The organism is Archangium violaceum Cb vi76 (genome assembly GCF_000733295.1).
Taxonomy (GTDB): Bacteria; Myxococcota; Myxococcia; order Myxococcales; family Myxococcaceae; genus Archangium; species Archangium violaceum.
In genome coordinates this window covers 95,887-116,682 of sequence record NZ_JPMI01000142.1, presented here as the reverse complement: position 1 = coordinate 116,682, position 20,796 = coordinate 95,887, and the positions used below count along the sequence as shown (strand labels likewise).

Genomic DNA, 20,796 nt, shown 5'->3' with positions numbered 1-20,796 from the left:
GCGGGGGAGCTCGTTCCGCCGCTCGGTCGGATGGCATATCCTCCCCGCCATGGATTGGTCGTGGATGCGTCCGAGATGGAAGCTGAGCAAGGCGGAGGAGGCGCGCCTGGTGGCGGCCATCCGCCAGGCGGAAGAGGGGCACCGGGGCGAGGTGGTCGTCCGCCTCGAGCGCAGCTGTCGCGGAGGGGAGCCGCTGGCCCGGGCCGCCCAGGTCTTCGAGGAGCTCGGGATGCGCCGCACGGCCGCGGACACGGGGGTGCTCCTCTACGTCGCGGTGGCCGACCGCAAGACCGCCGTCTACGCGGGCCAGGGCGTCCACGGCGCGGCCCAGCCGGGCTTCTGGCAGGAGGTGGTGGACGGGCTCGCCCAGGGCTTCCGCGAGGGGGCTCCCGTGGCGGGGTTGGAAACGGCCATCGAGCGCATTGGCGGACTGCTTCGCACCGCCGTTCCCGGTGAGGACACCCGGGGCAACGAACTTCCGGACGTGGTGAGCCAGGCATGAGTGACGTGACGCGGAACCGTTCCCCCCAGGGGCAGCAGGTCGCCGTCGATGACGTGGACGACCTCATCCACACCGCCACCCGGCTGATGCAGAAGGACGCGGCGCCGGAGACGCTCACCACCGAGGACGTCAAGCGCATCGGGCAGGAGCTGGACATCCCCGCCGAGTACATCGATCAGGCGATGGCGGTGCTGGAGCAGCGCCGCCGGGAGCAGGAGCAAGCGAAGCTCGAGGCGGAGCGGGCGCGGCGGGCCCGGCGCGAGCGTTTGCGCAAGGGGGCGTGGGTCGCCGCTGGCGTGGCGGTGGTGCTCGGGATGAGTGGCCTCGTCGTGCGCAATGGCCTCAACTCGACGCTGCAGGAGGTGACGCGCCAGCGCGCGCAGGTGCGCAACGTGGTGGAGCGGCGGGCACGGGAGCAGGCGCGCTATGCCACCGCCACTCCCGGCCCGGAGCGGGACGCCCAGATTTCCGGCGCGGAGAACCGGGTGAGCGTGGAGCAGCGGCGCTACGACCTCGTGGCCACCGAGTACAACGCCTCCGCGTCCTCCTTCCCACGCTCCTGGGTGGTGCGCCTCTCGGGGCTGCCTTCCTCCGTGCCCCTGTCTTCCGAGGTGACCTCGTGGTGAAGGCCTCGGCCCTGGTGCTGCTGTTGCCGGCGCTCCTGCTGGGGAGCACACCGGTCATCAACGAGCCCGTGGTGGATCAGAGCGGGCTGCTGTCGTCCTCGGACAATGAAGAGGTGGCCAGCGCGCTGGTGCGCTTGCGCAACGAGACGGGCGTGCAGATGGCGATGCTCCTCGTGGACTCCACCGGGGGCGAGCCCATCGAGGACTACGCGACGCGGGTCTTCGAGGCGTGGAAGGGAGGCACCGCCGGCCTGGACAATGGGCTCCTCTTCGTGCTCGCGGTGGATGACCGGCGCGTGCGCCTGGATGTGGGCTATGGGCTGGAGGAGTACCTGCCGGACGACGCGGTGAGGAGCCTTCTCGACGCGCAAGGTCCGCTGCTGCGCGAGCATGACTACCGTGGGGCCCTGCTGAGCGTCATCCAGGGCGTGCGCAATCGCCTGCCGGATGTCCAGGACGTGCCGGAGTTCTCCGGCTTCGCTCCGGTGAGCGCCGCGCGAGTGAACAACATCATGCTGGCGCTGATCGGGATGGGAATCCTCGCGGGCGTGCTGCTCGGCTGCTGCCTGAGCGTCTGGCGCGAGCGGCTTGGCACCTCGCGGCTGGCCGGCAGCATCGGAGGGCTCGTCCTCGTGCCCATGGCCCTCACGGGCCTGATGGTGCACTCGATCTGGATCCCCACGTTCCACTTCCTGCTGGCCTGGGCCACCTTCGCCGTGATGTTCCTGGTGGTCACCCTCGCGGCGCAGCACTTCTCCTTCCGGATTGCCTTCGTTCTGGGGCTGAGCGCCGTGGTGGGCAGCCTGGTGGCGCTCGCGGACCACCACGGCATGAACGTGCTGAGCATGATCCTCGAGTCCGGGAAGACCTTTTCCCTCCTCGCCGTCGTGCTGGTGATCGGCACCTATCCGCCCGTCTTCCGGGTGCTGCTGGAGCTCTTGTTCTTCTTCCTCAGCGACTCGGGCTCCACGTTCAGCTCCTCGTCTTCGGGTGGCTCCAGCTCGGGCGGTTCCTGGGGTGGGGGAGGGGGCGGTTCCGGCGGGGGTGGGGCCAGTTCCTCCTGGTAGCAACCCCACCCCGTGGGGCAGGTGCGCACCTTTCCCCAGGTCCGTCCCCTTGATGCCGGCGGCCCTCGTGAAGACCTTCGGCGCTTCGATGGGGGCTGGCGAGCGGGGGTCCAGGGTGACGCGAGGCGCGGGTGGCGAGGGTCGCTTCAAGGGCGCGTGTGGAGTGTTCACCTGTCTGCTCCTGCTCGCCTGCGAGCCGGGGGTTCCGGCACACGACAGTCCCGAGGATGCGCAGTCGCCCCACGTGGTACTGCCCGCTCCGGAGGAGCCCCGGCCCGAGCCATCGGAGCCCTCGCCGACGGAGCCCTCGCCCGTGCCGCCACCGCCGGTGCCTTCGGGCCGGAGCTGGTACGTGAGCACGAAGGGCTCGGACGGTGGGGCGGGCACGCTCGAGGCCCCCCTGCGGACCATCGGCCGGGCGGCGGCGCTCGCGAAGCCGGGGGAGGTCATCCGGGTGCTTCCGGGGGTCTATCCGGAGGAGCTCGTCCTCGAGTCGCGTGGCTCGGACGTTGCCCCCATCACCCTGCGTGGAGAGGGCTCGCCGAGGCCCACCCTCGTGCCGAAGGACAGGGTGCGCGGCGCGGTCCTCCGCGTGCAGGGGCGGTGGAACCTGGAGAACCTGCTCATCGATGTCGGGGGAGCGGGCATGTTCGCCGTGCTCTTCGATGCTACCGCGAGCCAGTCCATCCTCTCGGGCAGCGAGCTGAAGGGTGGCACCTCGGGCGCGGGTGTCTGCGTGGAGGGTGCGCGGGACATCACGGTGCGGAACAATCACATCCACCACTTCATCAAGCCGGGAGACGACTCCCATGGCGTGGCGGTGGTGGGCCCGGCGCGGAACATCGTCGTCCGGGACAATGACATCCATCACAACTCGGGCGACTCCATTCAATGTCAGCCGGGTTCTGGTCCCGCGGACGGCGTGCTCATCGAGGGCAACACACTGCACGACGAGGGCGAGAACGGGGTGGACATCAAGCAGTGCCTGCGCGTCACCGTGCGGGACAATGTCATTTCCGGCTTCCCCAACACGGCCATCCGTCAGGCGGGCTCATCGGCCGGAGAGGCCGTGGTCATCCACGTCGGCGCCCGGGACATCCTCATCCAGGGCAATTCCATCTCTCGCGCCGGGCGCGGTGTTTCCGTCCTCGATGGCGGCACGCCTCCCGAGAACATCGTGGTGGAGGGCAACCTCTTCCAGGACATCCGCAACATCCCCGCGGGAAACGGGCAGGGCATCCGCATCGAGGGCGCGAGGAACATGCGGGTGGTGGGCAACACCGTCGAGACCACGGCCAGCTACGGGCTGATGCTGGCGGCGGATGGCCGGAGCGTCACGGGGCTCGAGGTCAGGAACAATGTCCTCCGAGGAGGCTCGCAATCGTTGCTGCTTCGCCTAGGTGCCGCCGGTTATCGCCCGGGGCTGTTGATGAGGGAAAACCAGTACGCCAGCGGTGGCGTCCTGAAGGGCGATGGCGCGAACTTCCCGGGTGAGCAACTCACCCTCACTTCCCCTGAGAAGCTCGAGGTGTGGAGACAAGTACTTGGGGTGGATACGGGTTCCTCCGTACTGGAGTGAAGTCCGTGCGTTCCGCTCTTCCAGGCACATAGAGTCCGAGCCCCCTTCCCCAGTGGAGGCCGTACTCATGCGTTGGTTTGGAACGATTGCCGTTGGGATTGTCGCGTTGCTCGGTTCATCGGCTCATGCGCAGACGCCCGTCAGTGAGCAGCATGCCTCCTTCTACGGTTGTGATTTCGCGATCAAGGTCGTGGAGGTGGCCGATCCGGAGTGGCCGTACTACTACCGGCCGCTCTACAAGATCTCCGTCCAGAGCGCGGTGGTCTCGCCCGCCACCTGCGGGCTGACGCCCGCGACCGTCGAGTTGGCGACCTCGAAGCTCCTGCCGGACATCGCGATCGCCGTCAGTGCCGATGGGCTCGTGGCCGGCTACTCCTTCGGAGAGTACATCCGGGCTTTCGGTCCCTGGACCCGCATCCGCGTCCACAGTCTGAACCCGAGCTCGTTGGTCTCCCTGAAGGTGGTGGGTCTGATGTCGAATCACGTGCCGACGAATGGTGGGGCCGGGATGCCGGCCGGCACCTCCTTGAGTGGGCTCTCCCTCCTCACCACCGGCGACCTCCAGGTGACTGGCTCCTTCGGTGGGAATTCGCTCACCGAGGATCCGGCGACCACTGCCTGGCCGTACCCGATCGTGACGGGAAACAACTTCACCGCCACCTACTCTGGCTTCTTCGGCCAGTGGTCGCTGGCTCCCAGCATCGTCACCTACTGAGTGGGGCCGGCGGGGAGCATCTCCCGTGGGGATGGCCCGGCTACGCGAGCGGAAGCTCCAGCGTGGCCGTGGCGCCCTTGCCGGGCCCCTCGCTGTCCAGGGTGAGCCGGCCGCCCAGGGACTTCGCCGCCAGGCTGCTCGAGTAGAGCCCCAGGCCCTGTCCCTCCTCGCGGGTGGTGAAGCCTTGCGAGAACAACCGCTCGCGGTGCTCCGGAGCGATTCCCTTCCCGCTGTCCACCACCTGGATGCGCGCCGTGCTTCCCTCCGCATCGAGCCGCACCCGCAGCTGCCGTTGGGTCACGGGCAACGCACTCATGGCGTTGCGGGCATTGGTGAGCAGGTTGATGAGGATCTGCAACACCCGGTGCTTGTCCAGCCGCGCCTTGGGCTGCGCGCGAAGCTCCCGGGTGACGGTGATGCCATTGCGCTGGAGCGCCGGCAGTTGGATGCTCAGTGCATCCTCGACCAGTTGCGACAGGTCGCACTCCTCGGGCAGGAGCGAGCTCCGGGCATAGGCCTGCTGCACCTGGATGATGGCGCGCATGTGCTCGATGTGCTCCCTCAGCTTCCCCGCGCTCTCCTTCAGGGACGTGTGCTCACGCAGCAGCTCATCGGCCAGGCCGGAGAGGTAGGTCATCCACTGGGGGCCCCGGGGATCCTTCGTCAGGAAGTCCGCGAGGTCTCCCTGATGTTGCTCGAGCAGGCTCGTGAGCTGCTTGAGCCGGACCATGCGCGAGTTCTCCACCTTGTCGCGGAGGATCTGGGCGTTGAGGACGGCGCTGGTGAGGACGTTGCCCATGTTGTGCAGCACGTTGGCGGCCACCTCGGACGAGCCCGTCTCGCGAGCCACGTCCCCCAGCCGGGCCTGGGCCTGCTCGAGCTCCCACGCCTGCTCCTCCATGCGTTGCGCGAGCGCTTCGTGGGCACCGCGCAGGGAGGCCACGGCGCGTTGGAGCACGGCGTGCCGCCGCGCGTTCTCGATCGAGATCGCGGCTTGCGCGGCCAGCTGTCCGAGCAGCGACAGGCGTGCCGGGGTGAAGGTATGTGCGGAGAGGGTGTTCCCCAGGTACAGCACGCCCTGGAGCTCCTCCTGGTGCACCAGGGGCAGGCAGAGCACCGAGCGGAGCGGGCTCCCCTCGAAGGACGTCTCGGATGAGAAGGGGTGGGGCAGCGCGGTGTCCGCGATGAGCACGTGCTCCCGGGTCCGCTCGACGTAGGAGATCAAACTCCCGGGCAGATCCTCCTCCCGGGTCTCCAGGAGCGCCGCGATCGAGAGACCGCCCTCGTGGGCGAGGAGCAGGGCGCCCTGGGAGGCCCCCGCGTGCTCGGCGGCCACGCGCACCAGTGTCGTCGCCAGCCGCTCGAGGTCCAGCTCTCCGGAGATGGCCCGTTGGGCCCTCCCCACGGCGAGCACATCGAGCTTCTGGGCCGCCTCCACCTCGGCGTGGGGCGAATGGAGGGCCGTGAGGGGAACCAACTGGGGCCACAGCGCCTCCAGGTGCCGGACCTTCCCCAGCGCCCCCCACTTCAAATAGGCCTCGCGCGCGTGCCGGGCATAGGTGTCCGCGAGGGTGGGGACCCGGCGCTCGCGCCAGAACCTCGCCGCCAGCTCGTTGGCGAGGCCGACGCTCTGGATGAAGCCGTGCGCGCGCGCGGAGTGGATGGCCTCCTCGTAGGCCCGGAGCGCTTCTTCCATGCCGCCGGTGAGGCGGGAGAGCTCCGCGGACACCATCCGCTCGGCGGCGCGGAAGGTGTCGGGACACAGGCCCGCCCACTCCGCCAGTTGCTGCTGGTGCTGCCACATGGTGTCCAGGTACTGCCGTTGCTCCTGGGGCGCCGCCGCCGGGTAGCAGGCCGCCAGCGCCAGCGCCCGGTAGAGGTGGAAGTTCAAGAGCTGGATGTGGCCGAGCGAGGCCCAGGTCAGCTCCGCGGCCTGGTCCCCCGCCTCCAGCGCCTGCGCGTAGGCGCCGCACATGAAGCGCGACTGCATCTTGAGGATCCAGTACCAGCACCGCATGGTGCTCATGTGGTGCACGGTGAGGCCGGCCTCGAAGGCGTCCTCGTCGAAGCCGTCACCACTCATCGTGTCGAACGAGCGCGACAGCCCACGCAGCTGCTGCACATAGCGCTGGGAGTGGACGAGGACGTCCTGCACGGCCTGGAAGCCGGACTGGCGCGCGAAGTCGAGCCGCGTGAGGCTCTCCTGGTACACGTCCTCCAGCGGGTGTCCCAGGAGGAGGCGGTCCGTGACGATGTGGTTGCTGCAGTAGCAGGCGATCTGGAAGTCCCCGCCCTGCAGCGCCTGGTGGAAGGCGTCGCGGACGACCTCCAGCGAGTAGGAGAGGGGGCGCACCCAATAGCTGTTCAGCTCCAGGGCGTACAGCGCCCGCCCCCGCGCGGCGGAGAAACCGTGGCGCTCCACCAGCTCGCTCGCGAGTACGCCGAAGGCATGGCCTTCCCGGTACCGCTTGAAGGCGGCCCCCTGTGTCAGCCCGTACCAGCCGTACCCGTGGACGGAGGCCTCGGTATTTCCGTACAGGAGGCTCAGGGAGACCATCCGGCACAGGTGGAGGATGAGCAGGTTCTCGTCCGTGAAGATGGCCGGGGTGAACAGCGCGGCGAGCACGTCCATCACCGCCCTCATGCCCGGGTCGGTCATGAGGGGCAGCTCGAGGAGCTCCTCGATGGAGCGCTCACCCAGCAGGGCCCACACCTCGTCGTTGGCGATCGCCACCTCTCTCCGGGAGGGGTGGGGAGGCAGGGGCATGCCGAGCCGGTCCAGGGCCTCCAGCAGACAGCTCCTGGCGCCCTGGATTTCATTGGCGGCGAGGAGCAGCTCGCTGTCCAGGCGATAGACCGCCGCCAGGTCCACGCGGCTCAGGGCCCGGGGACGGAGCGACTCCACCAGCCGGCGCGCCCCGGCGGCGTTGCCGCTCATGAACTCACTGTGGGCCCGGTCCAGCTGGAGCCTGAACGCCAGCTCCGGGTCCGTCTCCCAGGGGTCACCCGGAATGAGCGTGAAGGCCAGCGCGAAGAAGTCCGCGGCCGAGCGGAACGCGATCGAGGCCCGGGCCTTCCTGCCCGCCTCGGCGTTCAGCCGGGCGACCCGGTGGCGCTCGCCCGCGTCGGTGATCAGCTCCACTCCCGCGTCGAGCTGTCCCACCACATCGAAGAGCTGCTCGCGGAGCTCCTCCGGCGGCAGGCTCGCCAGCAGCAGGCGGCCGATGCGCAGGTGGACGGCCTTGCGCTCCGGCTCGGGGATGAGGTCATAGGCCGCCTGCTGGATGCGATCGTGGAGGAAGCGGCACTGCTCCGGGCCGCCGCGCACCAGCATGCCCTCGCGGATCGCCTCCTCGAGGCCGGATTCCACCTCTCCCGGCTCCGCGCCGGAGAGGATGAGCAGCAACTGGCGCGGGAAGATGTTGCCCACGCACGCGGCCAGTTGCAGCAGGTGCTGGGTCCGGACGGGCAACTGGCGCAGCCGGCTCACCATGAAGTCGGCGACGTTGTCGGAGTAGTCCTGTGCCCGGACACCCGCGGCATCCCACCGCCACCCGCCCTCGGCCGTCCGGGTCAGCAGGCCGTCCCGGTGCAACGTCAACATGAACTGGGTGAGGAAGAAGGGATTGCCGCCCGTCTTCTCGTGGGCCAGGGCCGACAGCGGCCCCACCATGCCCTCGCCCGCTCCCGGCAGGGCGTCCGCGACGAACTGCTGGATGTGCTCGGGGCTCAGCGGCTCGAGCCGGAGGTCCGTCATCCGCACCTGCGCGGTGCGCAGCTCCGTCAGCCTCAGCGACAGCGCATGGGAGGGACCCACCTCGTTGTCGCGATAGGCGCCAATCAGCAGCAGCGGCGGCGTCTCCGGGTGGGTGAGCAGGTGCTGGAGGAGCCGGAGGCTCGCCAGATCCGCCCACTGCAGATCATCCAGGAACACGACGAGCGGGTGCTCGGGGGTGGCGAACACGCCGAGGAACTTCTGGAACAGCCGCTGGAAGCGATACAGCGCGTCTCCCGGAGGCAGCTCCGGAACCGCTGGCTGCCGGCCCACCACGCGCTCCAGTTGGGGCACCACGTCCACGAGGACCTGGCCCTGCTCGCCCCACGCCTCGCGCAGCCGCTCCCTCCACCGGGCGAGCTGCTCCTCCGGGCCCTCCAGGAGCTGTTGCGTCAGGCCGCCCAGGGCCTGTGACAGGGTGGCGTAGGGAATGTCCCCCTGGAACTGCTCGGACTTCCCGCTCAGGAAGAACCCCTGCCGCCGCACCACCGGCTCCCTCAGCGTGTGCACCACCGACGACTTGCCGATTCCGGAGTAGCCGCGGACCAGGATGAGCTCCGACTGGCCTTCCTGGATGACCCGCTCGAAGCTCCGCAGCAACGTGGCGACGTGCGTGTCGCGTCCGTAGAGGCGCTGGGGCAACTGGAAGCGGTCGAGGGTGTCCATAGGTGATGGGCCGGTGGAACTCGGAAGAGAGCATGCCACTTCCCACGCTCGCGCACCCGGAAGGGCCGCCTCCGCCACCCACTCCGGGTGAAGCCGGGGATTCCTTGGAAGTGAAAGATAGTTTGCAATCCACATTGCGCTGCGGTTGCGGGTTGTCCAGGTCCGCTGTGTGCTTTGGGTGCCGAGACCTACATGGCGCGTACGCGTGTCTTGGAAATGTGGCGGACTGTTCATTCCAGGGACTACTCCTGAGCCGCGACAGTTCGAGCCCCGCCCCATGCACACCCCAGCTCCAGCCTTGAAGAGAGACGAAGCCCGGCGCCCGCGGGCACTCGATCGTTCCATCGTCCCCGATATGCCTCCCGAACCCGACTACGAGGACCTGGTGCGGCTCGCCGCTGCGTCGTGCGGCATGCCCATCGCGCTCATCAGCCTGGTGGATAGGGACCGGCAGTGGTTCAGGGCCAGCGTGGGGCTGCAGGGGCCGGGTGAGACGGAGCGTGTTACCTCCTTCTGCACCCACGCCCTCCAGCGCGAGGGCGTCCTGCTCGTCGAGGACGCCGTCGCCGACGAGCGCTTCTCCATCCACCCGCTCGTCCAGGGCGAGCCGTTCCTCCGCTTCTTCGCGGGAGTGCCGCTCCGGACGGAGGACGGCGTGTCGATCGGGATGCTCTGCGTCCTGGATCGGCGTCCTCGCGGGTGGAGTGAGTCCCAGCGCCGCTGCCTGAACGGGCTCCAGCGACAGATCGAGCTGGTGCTGAGCACGCGCGCCCGGGCGCGGCGGCTCCAGGAGCGCAACACCGAGCTGGAGCAGGCCCAGGAGCGCATGCGCTCCCTCAACGCGTTCCTCCAGGCGGAGATGCGCGAGCGCCAGCGCATCGAGCGCGAGCTGGTGGATCAACAGGAGCTGCTCTCCAGCATCCTCGCCCACATTCCCCACTCGGTGTTCTGGAAGGATCGCCACAGCATCTTCCTGGGCTGCAACCAGCAGTTCGCCCGTGACATGGGGGTGTCCTCGCCGCTGGAGGTCATCGGCAGGACGGACTTCGAGCTGCCCGTGTCGAGCCCGAATGCCGGCATCTACCGCCGGATTGATCGCGAGGTGATGGAGTCCGGTGTCCCGCGGCTCACCTACGAGGAGTCCCTCCAGGGCCCCGATGGGCAGACGTCCTGGTTCCTGACGAGCAAGGTGCCGCTGAAGGACTCGGAGGGGGTGGTGCAGGGGCTGGTCGGCATCTACGTGGACATCAGCGAGCGCCGGCGCCAGGAGTCCACGCTGCAGGAGACCAAGGAACTCATCGAGCGGCATGCCGCCCACCTGGAGGAGCAGGTCCTCGAGGCCCACGAGCGCACCCTCCATCTGATGGAGCACTCCCGCGAGGTGGTCTTCGTGCTGGACGCGGCCGGCAATGTGCTGGAGGTCAACCCGGTGGCGGAGCGGCTGCTGGGCATCTCCCGCGAGCAGTTGCTCGGCACCTCCTTCGAGGCGCTCGCGTCCGAGGACGATCGCGGGCCCCTGCGGCGCATGCTGACGGATCTGCGCGTGCGCGGCACGGTGCGGCTGGAGGAGCAGGGGTTGCGCTCGGCGAGCGGGGGGCGCGTGGCGCTCGGGATCGCCGCTTCCCTCCAGGTGTCGGGCACGGCGCGGCGCCTGCTCATCGTCGGGGATGACCTCACCGAGAAGCGGCGGCTGGAGCAGCAGAACATCCAGAATGACCGGCTGGCCTCGATGGGGGCGCTGGCGGCGGGCATCGCGCATGAGATCAACAACCCCACGTCCTATGTGCTCTCCAACCTCAGCTATCTCCAGGAGTGGCGGGACGAGCTGGAGCGGGAGCTGGAGGCGATTCCCGGGCTGCCGGCGCGCCTGGCTGAGACGCTTTCCGAGGTGAAGGAGATCCTCGCCGAGTGCCTGGTCGGGGGTCAGCGCATCCGGGACATCGTGCGTGACATGCGGTTCTTCTCGCATACGGCGGGCGAGGAGCAGACGCCGGTGGACATCCACTCGTGCCTGGATGTGGTGCTGCGCATGGCCCACAACGAGCTGAAGCACACGGCCCGGCTGGAGCTGCACTACGCGGAGTCCCTGCCGCCCGTGTCCGCCAGCGAGGGCCGGCTCAGCCAGGTCTTCCTCAACCTGATCGTCAACGCGGCCCAGGCCATGCGGTCCGGAGGCACGGAGCGCAATGTCCTCCGGGTGAGCACCGCGGTGGAAGGGGAGTGGGTGCGCATCGACATCTCGGACACCGGCCACGGGATTCCTCCCGAGGTGCTGTCCCGCATCTTCGAGCCCTTCTTCACCACCAAGCCCGCCGGCTCCGGGACGGGGCTCGGCCTGTCCATCAGCCAGTCCATCATCCAGAAGATGGGCGGGGAGATGCGGGTGAAGAGCGAGCCCGGCCGTGGTACCACCTTCACCCTGCTGCTGCCCGTGCTCGTCTGACTTCCACGGGGTGTCCTGAGGGTGTCCTGATGGTGTCCTGGAAGGAGCTGGTGTTGCTGGTCCTCTCGGCCGTCTGCTTCGCGGGCGGGGGGATCTTCATGAAGCTCTCGGAAGGGGTGTCCCGGCTGCTCCCGACCCTGACCTTCCTCGCCCTGTTCCTGGTCGGAGCCGTCGTCCTGGCCTTCGCGATGCGCCGGGGCGAGCTGGGGGTCATGTACATCGCGGTGCTGGGCCTGGAAGCGGCCCTGACGCTCGTCTTCAGCATCGCGTTCTTCCACGAGAGCTTCTCGTCCATGCGCGTGCTGGCGGTCGCGCTCATCCTCACCGGGGTGGCGCTGCTGCGGTGGTAGCCTCGCGCCGGGCTCACGCCGCCGTCAGCCGGGACTGCGCGAACCGGGCCGCGTCCGTCCCCGGGTAGCGGCCCACCACGTGCCGGTAGAGCTTCTGCGCGCTCGCCGCGTCTCCGAGCCGCTCCCCATACAGGCGCGCCAGGATGACACACGCCTTGGGCGCGAGCGGATCCTCCGGGGTGAGCTGGGCCACCTGCTTCAGGGCTCGGATGGCCAACGGGTAGTCGCCCGCCGCCGCCGCCTTCTGTCCCACCGCCACATGGCTGGCGGCGGGCAGCGACGCCAGGTTCTCGGGGAGCCGCCGGTACAGCTCGAGGGCCTGGTCCAACGCGTTCGTCTCCACCGCCTTCACCACCTGGGCCTCGAGCGGCTCTGGCGCGGCAGCGGGGCGGGGCGCCGGTTCCGGCTCCAGCTCGATGAAGCGCGGGCGGGGCGCCGGTTGATGGGCCTCGGGCTGCGCCTGGGCTGGTACCCGCGCGGCGCGCTTCTTCCCCCGAGGCTTCACGCCGGGCAGCGCCGGCTCGTAGAACTCGGACTCGATTCCGTAGCCCACCCGGTCCCCATGCACGTACAGCAGCAGCCCGAGCATGCGTGCCATCACGAACGGGACGTAGAGGGAGATGCCCTCCGCCAACACCGAGGCCACGAGGGGGATGCTCAGCGAGTAGACCTGCGCGGCCACGAGCATCAACGCCCCGTGCACCATGGCGAGTGGCACCATCCAGGCCGCGACCGTCAGGTAGGCCGAGCCCAGGCGCTTGCCGATGCCGATGACCTTGAAGGGGTTGAGCAGCGACAGCGTGCTCTCCCCGGTGGCCGCGATGATCAGGGCCATGGGGGCGTAGAGGACGGTGGCGAGCACCACCACCACCCAGAACAGGGCGTCCGGAAGGTCCAGATCTTCGACGAGCAGGGCGAAGAGGATGGCGGGGAGCCAGAGCAGCGCGGTGGCCACCGTGCCGCGGATGGCGGGGCGCACCAGATCATGATGGACGTCGTGGAAGTCGGGAGCGGTGAAGTGCTCGGCGCCCATCGAGGTGCCGCGGACGATCCAGAAGATCGAGCCCCAGAAGCTGCCCAGCCAGATGCAGATCGGGACGAGCCCGGGCAGGAGGGGCAGCATGCCGGAGACACCTCGGGACAGCGCCACCACCGCGCCCACCGCGAGCAGGGCCATCAGTCCCGACTTCTTCAGCGGGTACTTCCACGCCCCCAGGAGCCGCCGGGAGAACGGGGCGTGCGAGCGGTGCACCTTCCATTCCTCCACCGCTCCGCCACACCGGGCGCAGGAGAGCAGGTCGGTGGAGGCCACTGATTCGACCACGGCGCAGTCGGGGCACAGCTTCGCGTCACAGGCCGGGCAGAACCACCCGGCGGCGGCTCGGGGGTGGTACTGGCAGTGGGAGTTCTCGGAGGGCGCGGGCATGGTGGGAATCGAAGAAGGGACGCGCACTCTACCCGATGTGGTCGCCCGGCCACGCCTCCTCCTCCCACCGGGCCTGGGACGCGGCCAGCCCACCTCATTCCGGAGGCGCGCGCGCCCTACAGAGGCTGGCACGTCGCGTGCTATTCCTCCTCACGAGGAGAGGATTCCATGTACCGCCCGTTTCGCTTCCTGACCGCGCTGCTGTGTTCCGTCCTGGTTGCCCCTTCCGTCCATGCGGCGGGCCTCAAGGTGTCGCTCACCGAGCGCTCCCAGTGGCCCTGGCCCATGACGAGTCCCCAGGCCTTCGACGTGGCCTCCCGCGCCGAGCTCGCCGTGTTCACCGAGGCCATGGCGGACGCCGATGCCGGCAACGCCGCCACGGGCGACGCGGCGTCCCTGTCGAAGTGGAAGGCGCGGATGCGGCAGGTGGTGGTGACCAACTTCGCCAAGGCCCGGGAGACGTGTGCCGCCGGGGCGCTCTTCTGCGAGGGCGCGGTGCCCAAGGACTGGGAGGCCATGGTCGCCACCTCGCGGGCGGGGCTCGCGAAGCTGCCGGCGGAGCTGGCGCCCTGGTACGCCGAGCAGAAGCCCTTCCACCAGGGCTATGTCGCCGAGCTGGTCCGCCTGGCGGGGCTCTTCCCTAAGGTGACGAGTGAGATCCTCCCCCTCTCGCCCTCCGAGCGGTTCGGTCTGGAGATGCCGGACCGGAGCTTCCTGCTCACCTTCGATGACGGCCCCACGCCCAAGGGCGGAGGCACGGACGCGCTCGCCGAGCAGCTGCGCGCCCAGGGCATCCACGCCGCCTTCTTCCTGCTCGGCAACAACTACGAGGCCCGCCGCAAGGCCACCTCGGTGGAGCAGCTCCGGGCGCTCTACGCGGGCATGTGCGTCGCCTCGCACGGCCAGGAGCACCGCTCCCACGCCTCGTGGGCCGGCGCGGTGGCCGGCATGGAGTCCTTCCATTCCAGGCTCGCGGAGACCCTGCCGGAGGGTCAGACGAAGCTGACGCTGTTCCGCCCGCCCTACGGCCAGCGCAACCCGGGCATCCTCCAGGCGCTGGAGCGCGGCGGAATGAAGAACATGCTGTGGAACATCGACTCGCAGGACTGGCACGCGAGCAACTCGGGCACCAAGGCCGCCGGGCGCGTGCTGTCGCTCATGCTGCTGTGGCGGCACGGCATCATCCTCTTCCACGACATCCACCCGAAGGCCGCCAGCGCCCTCCCTCGCATCTGGAACGAGACGCGTGGCTCGGGCGTGAGCTGGGTGGACTGCCGCTCGGAGTAGGGGACATGTAACCGTTCACCCGCCCGCCACATCTGCTCGCCGTCGGCGACACGACTCGCGCTGCCTGGTCAGTGGCCTCCCCCTGGCACACCGAATGCTCTCCATCGGGCAACCCTCTTGGGGAGGTTGGAGATGAGGCAATGTATTGATGGGCTCCAGGCAAGGATGTTCCACATCGTGTGGGCCGTGGTTCTCACCCTGGCATTCTCTGCTCCATCGCACGCCCATCCGCCGGCAGCGGAGCCGTTCGTGCTGGAGGTGGAAGCGCTGATTGATGGGAGGGAGCAGTTGATCATCCGGGGCAACCAGCTCCAGTGGCATCACTTCGATTTCGCCGCGGTGGGCCGCTTCTTCGGTGGGAATGCCCCCACCCTCGTTGTGATGGGGGACGACCTGGGCCAGGTCGAATGGTTCCCCACCTGGTCGGAGCCGGTTCCCGACGAGATCCGTTTCGAGGACACGTCATCGGTTCTCGAGCAGCTCAATCCCCCGCTGCCGATGGATGGCCGGCCGCTTCGTCTCCAGAAGCTCTTCGGGCGCGGAGACGTCCGCATCATCCAGCAGCCGACGGAGGCCAATGCATACACGTTGATCGTCGAGTTCGATGACAACCCGTATCCCGGTCCCCGTTACTATGGGCTCCGGCTCACCAACGCGCCGGACCGCGACGGCGACGGGGTGGCGGACGAGCGAGATCATTGCCCGAATTCCGATCTGCGACCGGGCGTGGCGATCGGCGAGAGGGTGTGCCCCTCGAACCTGCCCAACAGGGTGCCGGCTGACGGGTGCACGTTCAACGATCGCATCGCCCTCTGCGCGAAGCGGCCTCGGAACTCTGGCGAGTTCGTGATGTGTGTGGACGACTGGGGGAAGAAGTGGAAATACGCCAGCCTCATCACCTCTCAGGAGCGAAGTGACCTGAATAGGTGCGCCGCCCACTGAGCGCTCGCTCCGAGAGGACTTCTTCCTCTGAGTCGATGCCCATGCCGGGCGCACAACGACGAAGGGGGGCGTCTCCGCCCCCCCTCGTGTAAGTCCCGTGCTTGCGATGGTGCATGCACCTTCAAAGTTGATTCGAATCGACAGCCCTTGGGCTTCGCGGCCCCAGGCGCCATGTCGATGCTTCGCACATGTACGCCGAGTGCAGCATCCTTCGGATCACGGCCACTTCGCCCTCTTCAACACCACGGTGTCGCGGTTCTCTTCCACCGTCCTTTTTCCACCCGTGGGGTCCGGGGCTCGCGCGCTTCCGCCCGTGGAGTGACCAGGGAAGCACCTCGTCTCCCAGGGGCTCGGTCGTACCGCGGCGCCACCATGGGCTCCACGTGGGAGGCGCGGCGAGGTTCTTTCGCCGGGACGATTGCCGGGAATTATGATGGCCGGCATGTCCGCTCCCGAGATCTCCTCCGCGACTTCCGTTCCATTCGACAGGCTCGCCGAGGGCTTCGCGGCCTGTTTCGCCGGGTATGTGGTGCCCATCTCCGGGGATGTGCGCGCCTTCGAGCAGCGGGTGCGCACCGAGCACGTGCACCTCACCGACAGTCTGGTGGTGATGCGCGAGGGCCGGGTGGAGGCGCTGGCGCTCGTGGCCCGCCGGGGAGACACGAGCCGGGTGGCCGCCATGGCCATCGTGCCCGGAGCGAGGCGCACCGGGGTGGGCCGTGCGCTGGTGCACAGGCTGCTCGACGAGGCACGGGGCCGGGGAGATCGCTCGATGCTGCTGGAGGTCATCGAGAGCAACGCCCCCGCGGTGGCGCTCTATGAGCGCGAGGGCTTCCAGGTCCGCCGCCGGCTCGTGGGGTGGGAAGGGACGCTTCCGGAGCACGCCGCGCCACTGGAGGAGATTCCCCTGTCCACCGCGCTGGCGGCGGTTCTACGGGATGGCGAGCCCGGGCTTCCCTGGCAGCTCGCGCCGGAGACCCTGGCCGGGCTCACGGCTCCCGCGCGGGCCTTCCGCCTGGGTGCGGCCGTGGCCGTGATTCTCGAGGCCGGGCCCCAGGACGTGATGATTCGCTCCCTGGTGGTGGCCGGGGACCAGCGCCGGCGAGGTGAGGGGAGCCGCCTCCTGCGGGCGCTCGCGGCCCGGCTGCCGGGCCGCCGCTGGAGGACCCAGGTCATCCTTCCCGAGCACCTGGGTGCCGCCTTCTTCGCCGCCAATGGCCTGCGGCGGCATGCGCTCTCCCAACTGGAAATGGCCCATGGGCTTCAGGTGGGCGAGGCCTCCATCCGCTGAAGCGGGGAGCGCAGCGCCGCCTTTTCCCAGGTGAGGAGCGCACGCTGGTAGTTCTCGGAGATCCGCTGTGCCGCCTCGGCCGCGGTGCTCCGTCCCTCCTGCAGGGCCCGGAGGGGGTTCCACCAGATCGTCTGGCCGAGCGAGAAGCCGATGAAGCCCGGCGTGGAGCCGGCCACCTGCAGCCAGCGCTCCAGCCTTTTCCATCCCGTGCGGTGGTCGAGCACGATGCACGACACGTGCTCCCTGCCTCCCGCGCGGGCCTGCCGGGCCACGTTCTCGCAGTCCTCCGGCCGTTCCAGGCCCTCGAGCTTCCACACGTCCGGCTCCACGCCACCGGTCTGCAGCTCCTCCATCGCCCGCACCAGGAGCGAGGGCCGCAGCTCGGCCTCATAGCGCTCCAGGTCTCCTCCGAGGGCCTCGAGCTGGGCCTCCGTGGGTGGCACCCGCAGCTCGAAGAGGAAGCGGCGCCCGCGCTGCTGCAACCAGTCCGTCAGGTGGGCGAGCCGCTCCCGCTGCCGGGCATTCCGCTCGGGGTCTCCCTCGGGGTTGTAGCGCACCATCACCTTGGTGAAGGCCGGGTCGAAGGTCTCCACGTGCGCGCCGAAGTCCTGTCCGTATTCGAAGTCGAACTCGTCCTGCCCGTTCTTCTCCACGGACAGGGCCAGGAGGGGCCCGTCCTCGAGCACGTGGGTCGCCACGTGGGTCGCGTAGTGCTCGTCCACCAGGATGCCACTGCCGTCGCGCCGTCCTCCCTGGCGGAGGGCCAGCAGGAAGCCGGTGTAGATGAGCAACTTCATCCGGCGGATGGCCTCCGCTTCGTCGTCCGTGGGGGGACCAGACAGGCCGAGGAGCGAGTGCTCGAAAGAGCTCCGGTGGTCGAAGGCGAGCAGATACAGACGGGAGAGGGGCGGTGCGGAGAGCGTCGACATGGGGAGGGCCTGGCCTTGGGCGGGGAGAACTCCTGCGACCAAAGGTGAGGCCGGGCCCCGCGGGCGGGCAGCCCGGGGCTGCAACGGCCTACGGGACAGGGTGGCCTGCGTGGTCCGCGAGCAGGCCACCGCCGCTCACGCCGTCATGAACCGGTAGAGCGCTTCCGCGGCACATGCCGGCTTGGACTCGCCCTCCACCTCGATGGTGGCGAGCATCAGGGCCTCGACGCCCTTGGGAATGTCCTTGAGCTCCTTGAGCTCGAGGCTCAGCCGGTAGCGGGCGCCGGTCTTGAGGGGAGCGGGGAAGCGGACCTTGTTGAGGCCGTAGTTGAGCACCAGGGCGAAACCCCGGATGTCGACGATCTCGAAGAACAGCCCGGCGATGCGCGAGACGCTGAAGTAACCATGAGCGATGGGCACGCCGAAGGGCGACTCCCGCGCGCACCGCTCACGGTCCACGTGGATCCACTGGAAATCCCCGGTGGCCTCCGCGAAGCGCACGATGTCCTCGTGCGCCAGCTGCTTCCATTCGGAGGCCCCGAGCTTCTGTCCGGCCAGGGCACGGAGTCCGTCCAGGCCGTCGATGATCGTCGTGTTGGGCATGGGCTGCCCATACCACGGGACTACTGCAGGTAGGGCGTGTTCTCGGCGAAGTACTCGTGGTTGTCCGCGTTGTCGAGCGCGTTGGTGGGGTTGGAGATCGCCAGGCTCTTGGCGCCGCTCTGCCCGTAGACGTGGTCATCCGTGCCAGCCACCGCCGTGAAGTGGCTCATCTCGTGGATGAGGGTGCCGCCCTTGGAGTCGGTGCCCGTCATCGGCGCGGACCAGAAGGCGCTGCACACGTAGATCTTGTACGGCTGGTTCGGATAGACGTAGGCGTAGTAGCTCTTCTTGCAGCTGCAATCGACGGTGATCGGCTTGGTGTCGAAGGCGTCCTTGATGGCGGCGAAGTGGGTCTTCGCGGTGGTCCAGCCGCTGCTCGAGAAGGCGCCGAACCAGGTGGTGTAGCGCGGCGTGCCCGAGGCCGAGCCATTGAGGTAGGACGACGAGTCATTGGCCATGGCGCTGGCCGCGTTGATCGCATCCAGGAGGGTGGTCTGCTGCGTGGTGGAGCAGCGGCCGCTGAACGTGATGCTTCCAATCGTCGTGGGGGGGTCGGTGGGCTTGGCGGAGGCAGCGGCGCGGCCCTCGATCCACACGGTCACGTCGTTGGACTTGAGCAGGCCGGCCTTGGCGCTGTTGCCGTGGAGCTTCTCCGTGGTCACCTCGAAGCGCACGGAGTAGCTGCCGGTGCGCGACAGGTCATACACCTCGCCGAGGTCCAGCGTGCGGCTCAGGCTCTCGCCGGGGGCCAGGGTGAGGAAGTCCTTCTCGGAGGCGGCCTGGCGCTTGTAGTGCGGGCCGGTGAACTCCACGTCCTCGCCGTTGAGCTTCACCTGGAGGAGCGACTCCTCGAGGCCCTCGGAGGGCGTGTACCACTTGAGCAGCTTCACCGGGTGGCGCGAGTCGTTGGTGAGGGTGATCGTCACCGAGGCCGTCTCGCCGGCGCCGAAGGTGGCCTTGTTCGCGGACAGCCGCACCGACACGTCCCGGGCGGCGAGCTCCTGCGCTCCCTGAGCGAGTCCCTCGCCATTCGCCGCGGTCTCGTCCCCCGGCACGCCGCAGGCGCCGAGAAGGGACGCACTCACGACAGCCATCCACTTGAAGTTGCCACGAAGGTTCTTGCTCATAGGACTCGCTTCCTTTGCTGGGGGATGAGGCGGTCCATCTGATGAGCAAGGCGCGGGCCAGGAATTCGCCCTTTGTGAGAACGCGAGGTTGGAGTGTCCCCGGCGCTGAGATGGAGCATCGGGGCTCCACCGTCCGGCGCGCCGGAACGTAAAGCGCCATGACGAGCGCGTGATGATTTCCCAGCAATCTCAAGAGGTTGGTAGGGAGCCGGTGGCTGTCCCAGGATCGGACACCGGCGCGAGCGATGGGGTCATCTGGTACAGGCGGGGCCTCTCGGAAGCGCGGCGCGACCGGCGGCCGTCGTTCTGGAGCCGTTCAGCGGGGTGGGGCTCCCGGGTGACGTGCCGCGCTCCACACTGGGAGCATGTTCGTCTTCCTCCTCGGCCTCGTGAGTGCCCCTGTCGCCGCCTTGTTGCTCGTGGTGGCCTTCTCCGTGGGGGCGACTGTGTCGGGCCAGGCCTATGTCGTGGGAGGCGCGGTCCTCTCGGCCGGGCTGCTCACGAAGCGCTGGCGGAAGTGGCGAGGCCTGACCCGGGCGGGGCTCGGCCTCCTGGTGCTCGTCGCGGGCGCGCGGCTCGTCCTCGCGGATGGGCGCGGCCTGCACACGGTGCGTCTGCCGGACGAGGGCTGGCGGCTCGTGAACCGGCTCGTCGATGAGCGGGATGGAACGCTGCTCGCGGCCCATGCGCTCCTGCTGTCGGGCCGGCTGCCCCGCGCGGACGCGCGTGAATTCGTCCCGGCCCTCGAGTCGGCCTTCTCACGGATGCGGGAGGCCGAGGGCTCGAGCGCCACGCCCGCGGTCGCGACGTGGCTCGGGCTCCAGTCCCCCGAGTCCTTCGATACCGTCATCATCCCCGCCGGGCGCGACGCCGCACCCGAGACCGCCGTGGTGTTCCTGCACGGCTATGCCGGCAACTTCGCCGTGTACTGCTGGCAGATGGCGCGAGCGGTCCAGGCCATCTCGGCGCTCACGGTGTGTCCCTCGGTGGGCCCGATGGGCGACTGGTGGTCGCACCGGGGCGAGGAGACCCTGGAGCGCACCTTCGCCTGGCTCGCGCGGCGTGGCGTCAAGCGGGTGTACCTCGGAGGGTTGTCCAACGGGGGAGTGGGCGCGAGCGTGCTCGTGGGCCGGGCCGCGCATCCCGGGCTGGAGCTCCGGGGGCTCCTGTTGATCTCCGGGGCTTCGACGAAGGTGCCGCCACCGCGCGTCCCCGTGCTGCTCGTCGAGGGGAAGCACGACTCCATGATGCCCGCGAGGCTGATGCGTGAAGCCGCTCGACGGGCAGGGCACTTCGCCACCTACGTGGAGCTCGACAGCGGCCACTTCGCCTTCCTGGACCGGCACGAGGCGTGTGAGAAGGCCATCGCCACATGGCTTCTCGAGAGGGAGCGGGACGCGCACCGGTGACGCTCCGTGCTTGAGGCCTCCCCACGGGTGCTCGAAGATGGTGGCCCCCCTCATCCCGA

General features: G+C 69.0%; 16 protein-coding genes. 11 read left to right on the top strand and 5 right to left on the bottom strand.

Features of this window, described 5'->3' with window-relative positions:
- The first annotated feature begins 64 nt into the window (after positions 1 to 64).
- From Q664_RS21475 to Q664_RS21455, 5 genes are all read left to right on the top strand, one after another.
- Positions 65 to 502 (top strand): TPM domain-containing protein, encoded by a 438-nt coding sequence (locus Q664_RS21475; protein ID WP_043398632.1) that lies wholly within the window; start codon positions 65 to 67, stop codon positions 500 to 502.
- On the top strand, positions 499 to 1,128 hold the full coding sequence (locus Q664_RS57890; protein WP_043398629.1) for a LemA family protein: 630 nt from the start codon (positions 499 to 501) through the stop codon (positions 1,126 to 1,128). The genes Q664_RS21475 and Q664_RS57890 overlap by 4 nt, the downstream gene beginning before the upstream one ends.
- Complete coding sequence (locus Q664_RS21465; RefSeq protein ID WP_043398626.1) at positions 1,122 to 2,195, top strand: TPM domain-containing protein; 1,074 nt, start codon at positions 1,122 to 1,124, stop codon at positions 2,193 to 2,195. The genes Q664_RS57890 and Q664_RS21465 overlap by 7 nt, the downstream gene beginning before the upstream one ends.
- A gap of 52 nt (positions 2,196 to 2,247) precedes the next feature.
- Positions 2,248 to 3,774 (top strand): right-handed parallel beta-helix repeat-containing protein, encoded by a 1,527-nt coding sequence (locus Q664_RS21460; RefSeq protein ID WP_235216804.1) that lies wholly within the window; start codon positions 2,248 to 2,250, stop codon positions 3,772 to 3,774.
- 67 nt (positions 3,775 to 3,841) lie between these two features.
- Positions 3,842 to 4,489, top strand: a complete 648-nt coding sequence (locus tag Q664_RS21455; protein ID WP_152622252.1) for a hypothetical protein — start codon at positions 3,842 to 3,844, stop codon at positions 4,487 to 4,489.
- Positions 4,490 to 4,529: 40 nt separating this feature from the next.
- Here Q664_RS21455 and Q664_RS21450 read toward each other — a convergent pair whose 3' ends face one another.
- Positions 4,530 to 8,930, bottom strand: coding sequence for a trifunctional serine/threonine-protein kinase/ATP-binding protein/sensor histidine kinase (locus Q664_RS21450; RefSeq protein ID WP_052518463.1), 4,401 nt, complete (start codon positions 8,928 to 8,930; stop codon positions 4,530 to 4,532).
- A gap of 355 nt (positions 8,931 to 9,285) precedes the next feature.
- Between Q664_RS21450 and Q664_RS21445 the strand changes: the two genes are divergently transcribed.
- Positions 9,286 to 11,373 carry an ATP-binding protein gene (locus Q664_RS21445; RefSeq protein ID WP_235216803.1) on the top strand — a complete coding sequence of 696 codons (2,088 nt, stop codon included), beginning with the start codon at positions 9,286 to 9,288 and terminating at the stop codon, positions 11,371 to 11,373.
- A gap of 29 nt (positions 11,374 to 11,402) precedes the next feature.
- Positions 11,403 to 11,723, top strand: a complete 321-nt coding sequence (locus Q664_RS21440) for a DMT family transporter (RefSeq protein WP_235216802.1) — start codon at positions 11,403 to 11,405, stop codon at positions 11,721 to 11,723.
- Positions 11,724 to 11,736: 13 nt separating this feature from the next.
- Here Q664_RS21440 and Q664_RS21435 read toward each other — a convergent pair whose 3' ends face one another.
- Positions 11,737 to 13,149: a hypothetical protein gene (locus Q664_RS21435; protein ID WP_043398618.1), complete on the bottom strand. Its 1,413-nt coding sequence runs from the start codon at positions 13,147 to 13,149 to the stop codon at positions 11,737 to 11,739.
- A 168-nt stretch (positions 13,150 to 13,317) separates the two neighbouring features.
- On the opposite strand from Q664_RS21435, the gene Q664_RS21430 reads away from it, so the two are divergent.
- The 3 genes from Q664_RS21430 to Q664_RS21420 all read left to right on the top strand — a co-directional run bounded on the left by Q664_RS21430 (position 13,318) and on the right by Q664_RS21420 (position 16,669).
- Positions 13,318 to 14,436, top strand: a complete 1,119-nt coding sequence (locus tag Q664_RS21430; protein ID WP_043398615.1) for a polysaccharide deacetylase family protein — start codon at positions 13,318 to 13,320, stop codon at positions 14,434 to 14,436.
- Between the two features lie 165 nt (positions 14,437 to 14,601).
- Positions 14,602 to 15,378 (top strand): hypothetical protein, encoded by a 777-nt coding sequence (locus Q664_RS21425; protein ID WP_043398612.1) that lies wholly within the window; start codon positions 14,602 to 14,604, stop codon positions 15,376 to 15,378.
- A 442-nt stretch (positions 15,379 to 15,820) separates the two neighbouring features.
- The gene (locus tag Q664_RS21420) at positions 15,821 to 16,669 is read left to right on the top strand and encodes a GNAT family N-acetyltransferase (protein WP_043398718.1); all 849 of its coding nucleotides are present in this window, start codon (positions 15,821 to 15,823) and stop codon (positions 16,667 to 16,669) included.
- Here Q664_RS21420 and Q664_RS21415 read toward each other — a convergent pair.
- The 3 genes from Q664_RS21415 to Q664_RS21405 all read right to left on the bottom strand — a co-directional run bounded on the left by Q664_RS21415 (position 16,642) and on the right by Q664_RS21405 (position 19,328).
- Positions 16,642 to 17,598 carry a 2-deoxy-5-keto-D-gluconate 6-phosphate aldolase domain-containing protein gene (locus Q664_RS21415; RefSeq protein ID WP_043398610.1) on the bottom strand — a complete coding sequence of 319 codons (957 nt, stop codon included), beginning with the start codon at positions 17,596 to 17,598 and terminating at the stop codon, positions 16,642 to 16,644. The two genes, Q664_RS21420 and Q664_RS21415, sit on opposite strands and share 28 nt — an antisense overlap.
- 135 nt (positions 17,599 to 17,733) lie before the next feature.
- Positions 17,734 to 18,201 carry a MaoC family dehydratase gene (locus tag Q664_RS21410; protein ID WP_043398607.1) on the bottom strand — a complete coding sequence of 156 codons (468 nt, stop codon included), beginning with the start codon at positions 18,199 to 18,201 and terminating at the stop codon, positions 17,734 to 17,736.
- Positions 18,202 to 18,221: 20 nt separating this feature from the next.
- A complete protein-coding gene (locus tag Q664_RS21405) occupies positions 18,222 to 19,328 on the bottom strand; it encodes a M35 family metalloendopeptidase (RefSeq protein ID WP_043398603.1) in 1,107 nt (368 codons plus the stop codon).
- 365 nt (positions 19,329 to 19,693) lie between these two features.
- On the opposite strand from Q664_RS21405, the gene Q664_RS21400 reads away from it, so the two are divergent.
- Positions 19,694 to 20,737, top strand: a complete 1,044-nt coding sequence (locus Q664_RS21400; protein ID WP_043398601.1) for an alpha/beta hydrolase — start codon at positions 19,694 to 19,696, stop codon at positions 20,735 to 20,737.
- Positions 20,738 to 20,796: the final 59 nt, after the last annotated feature.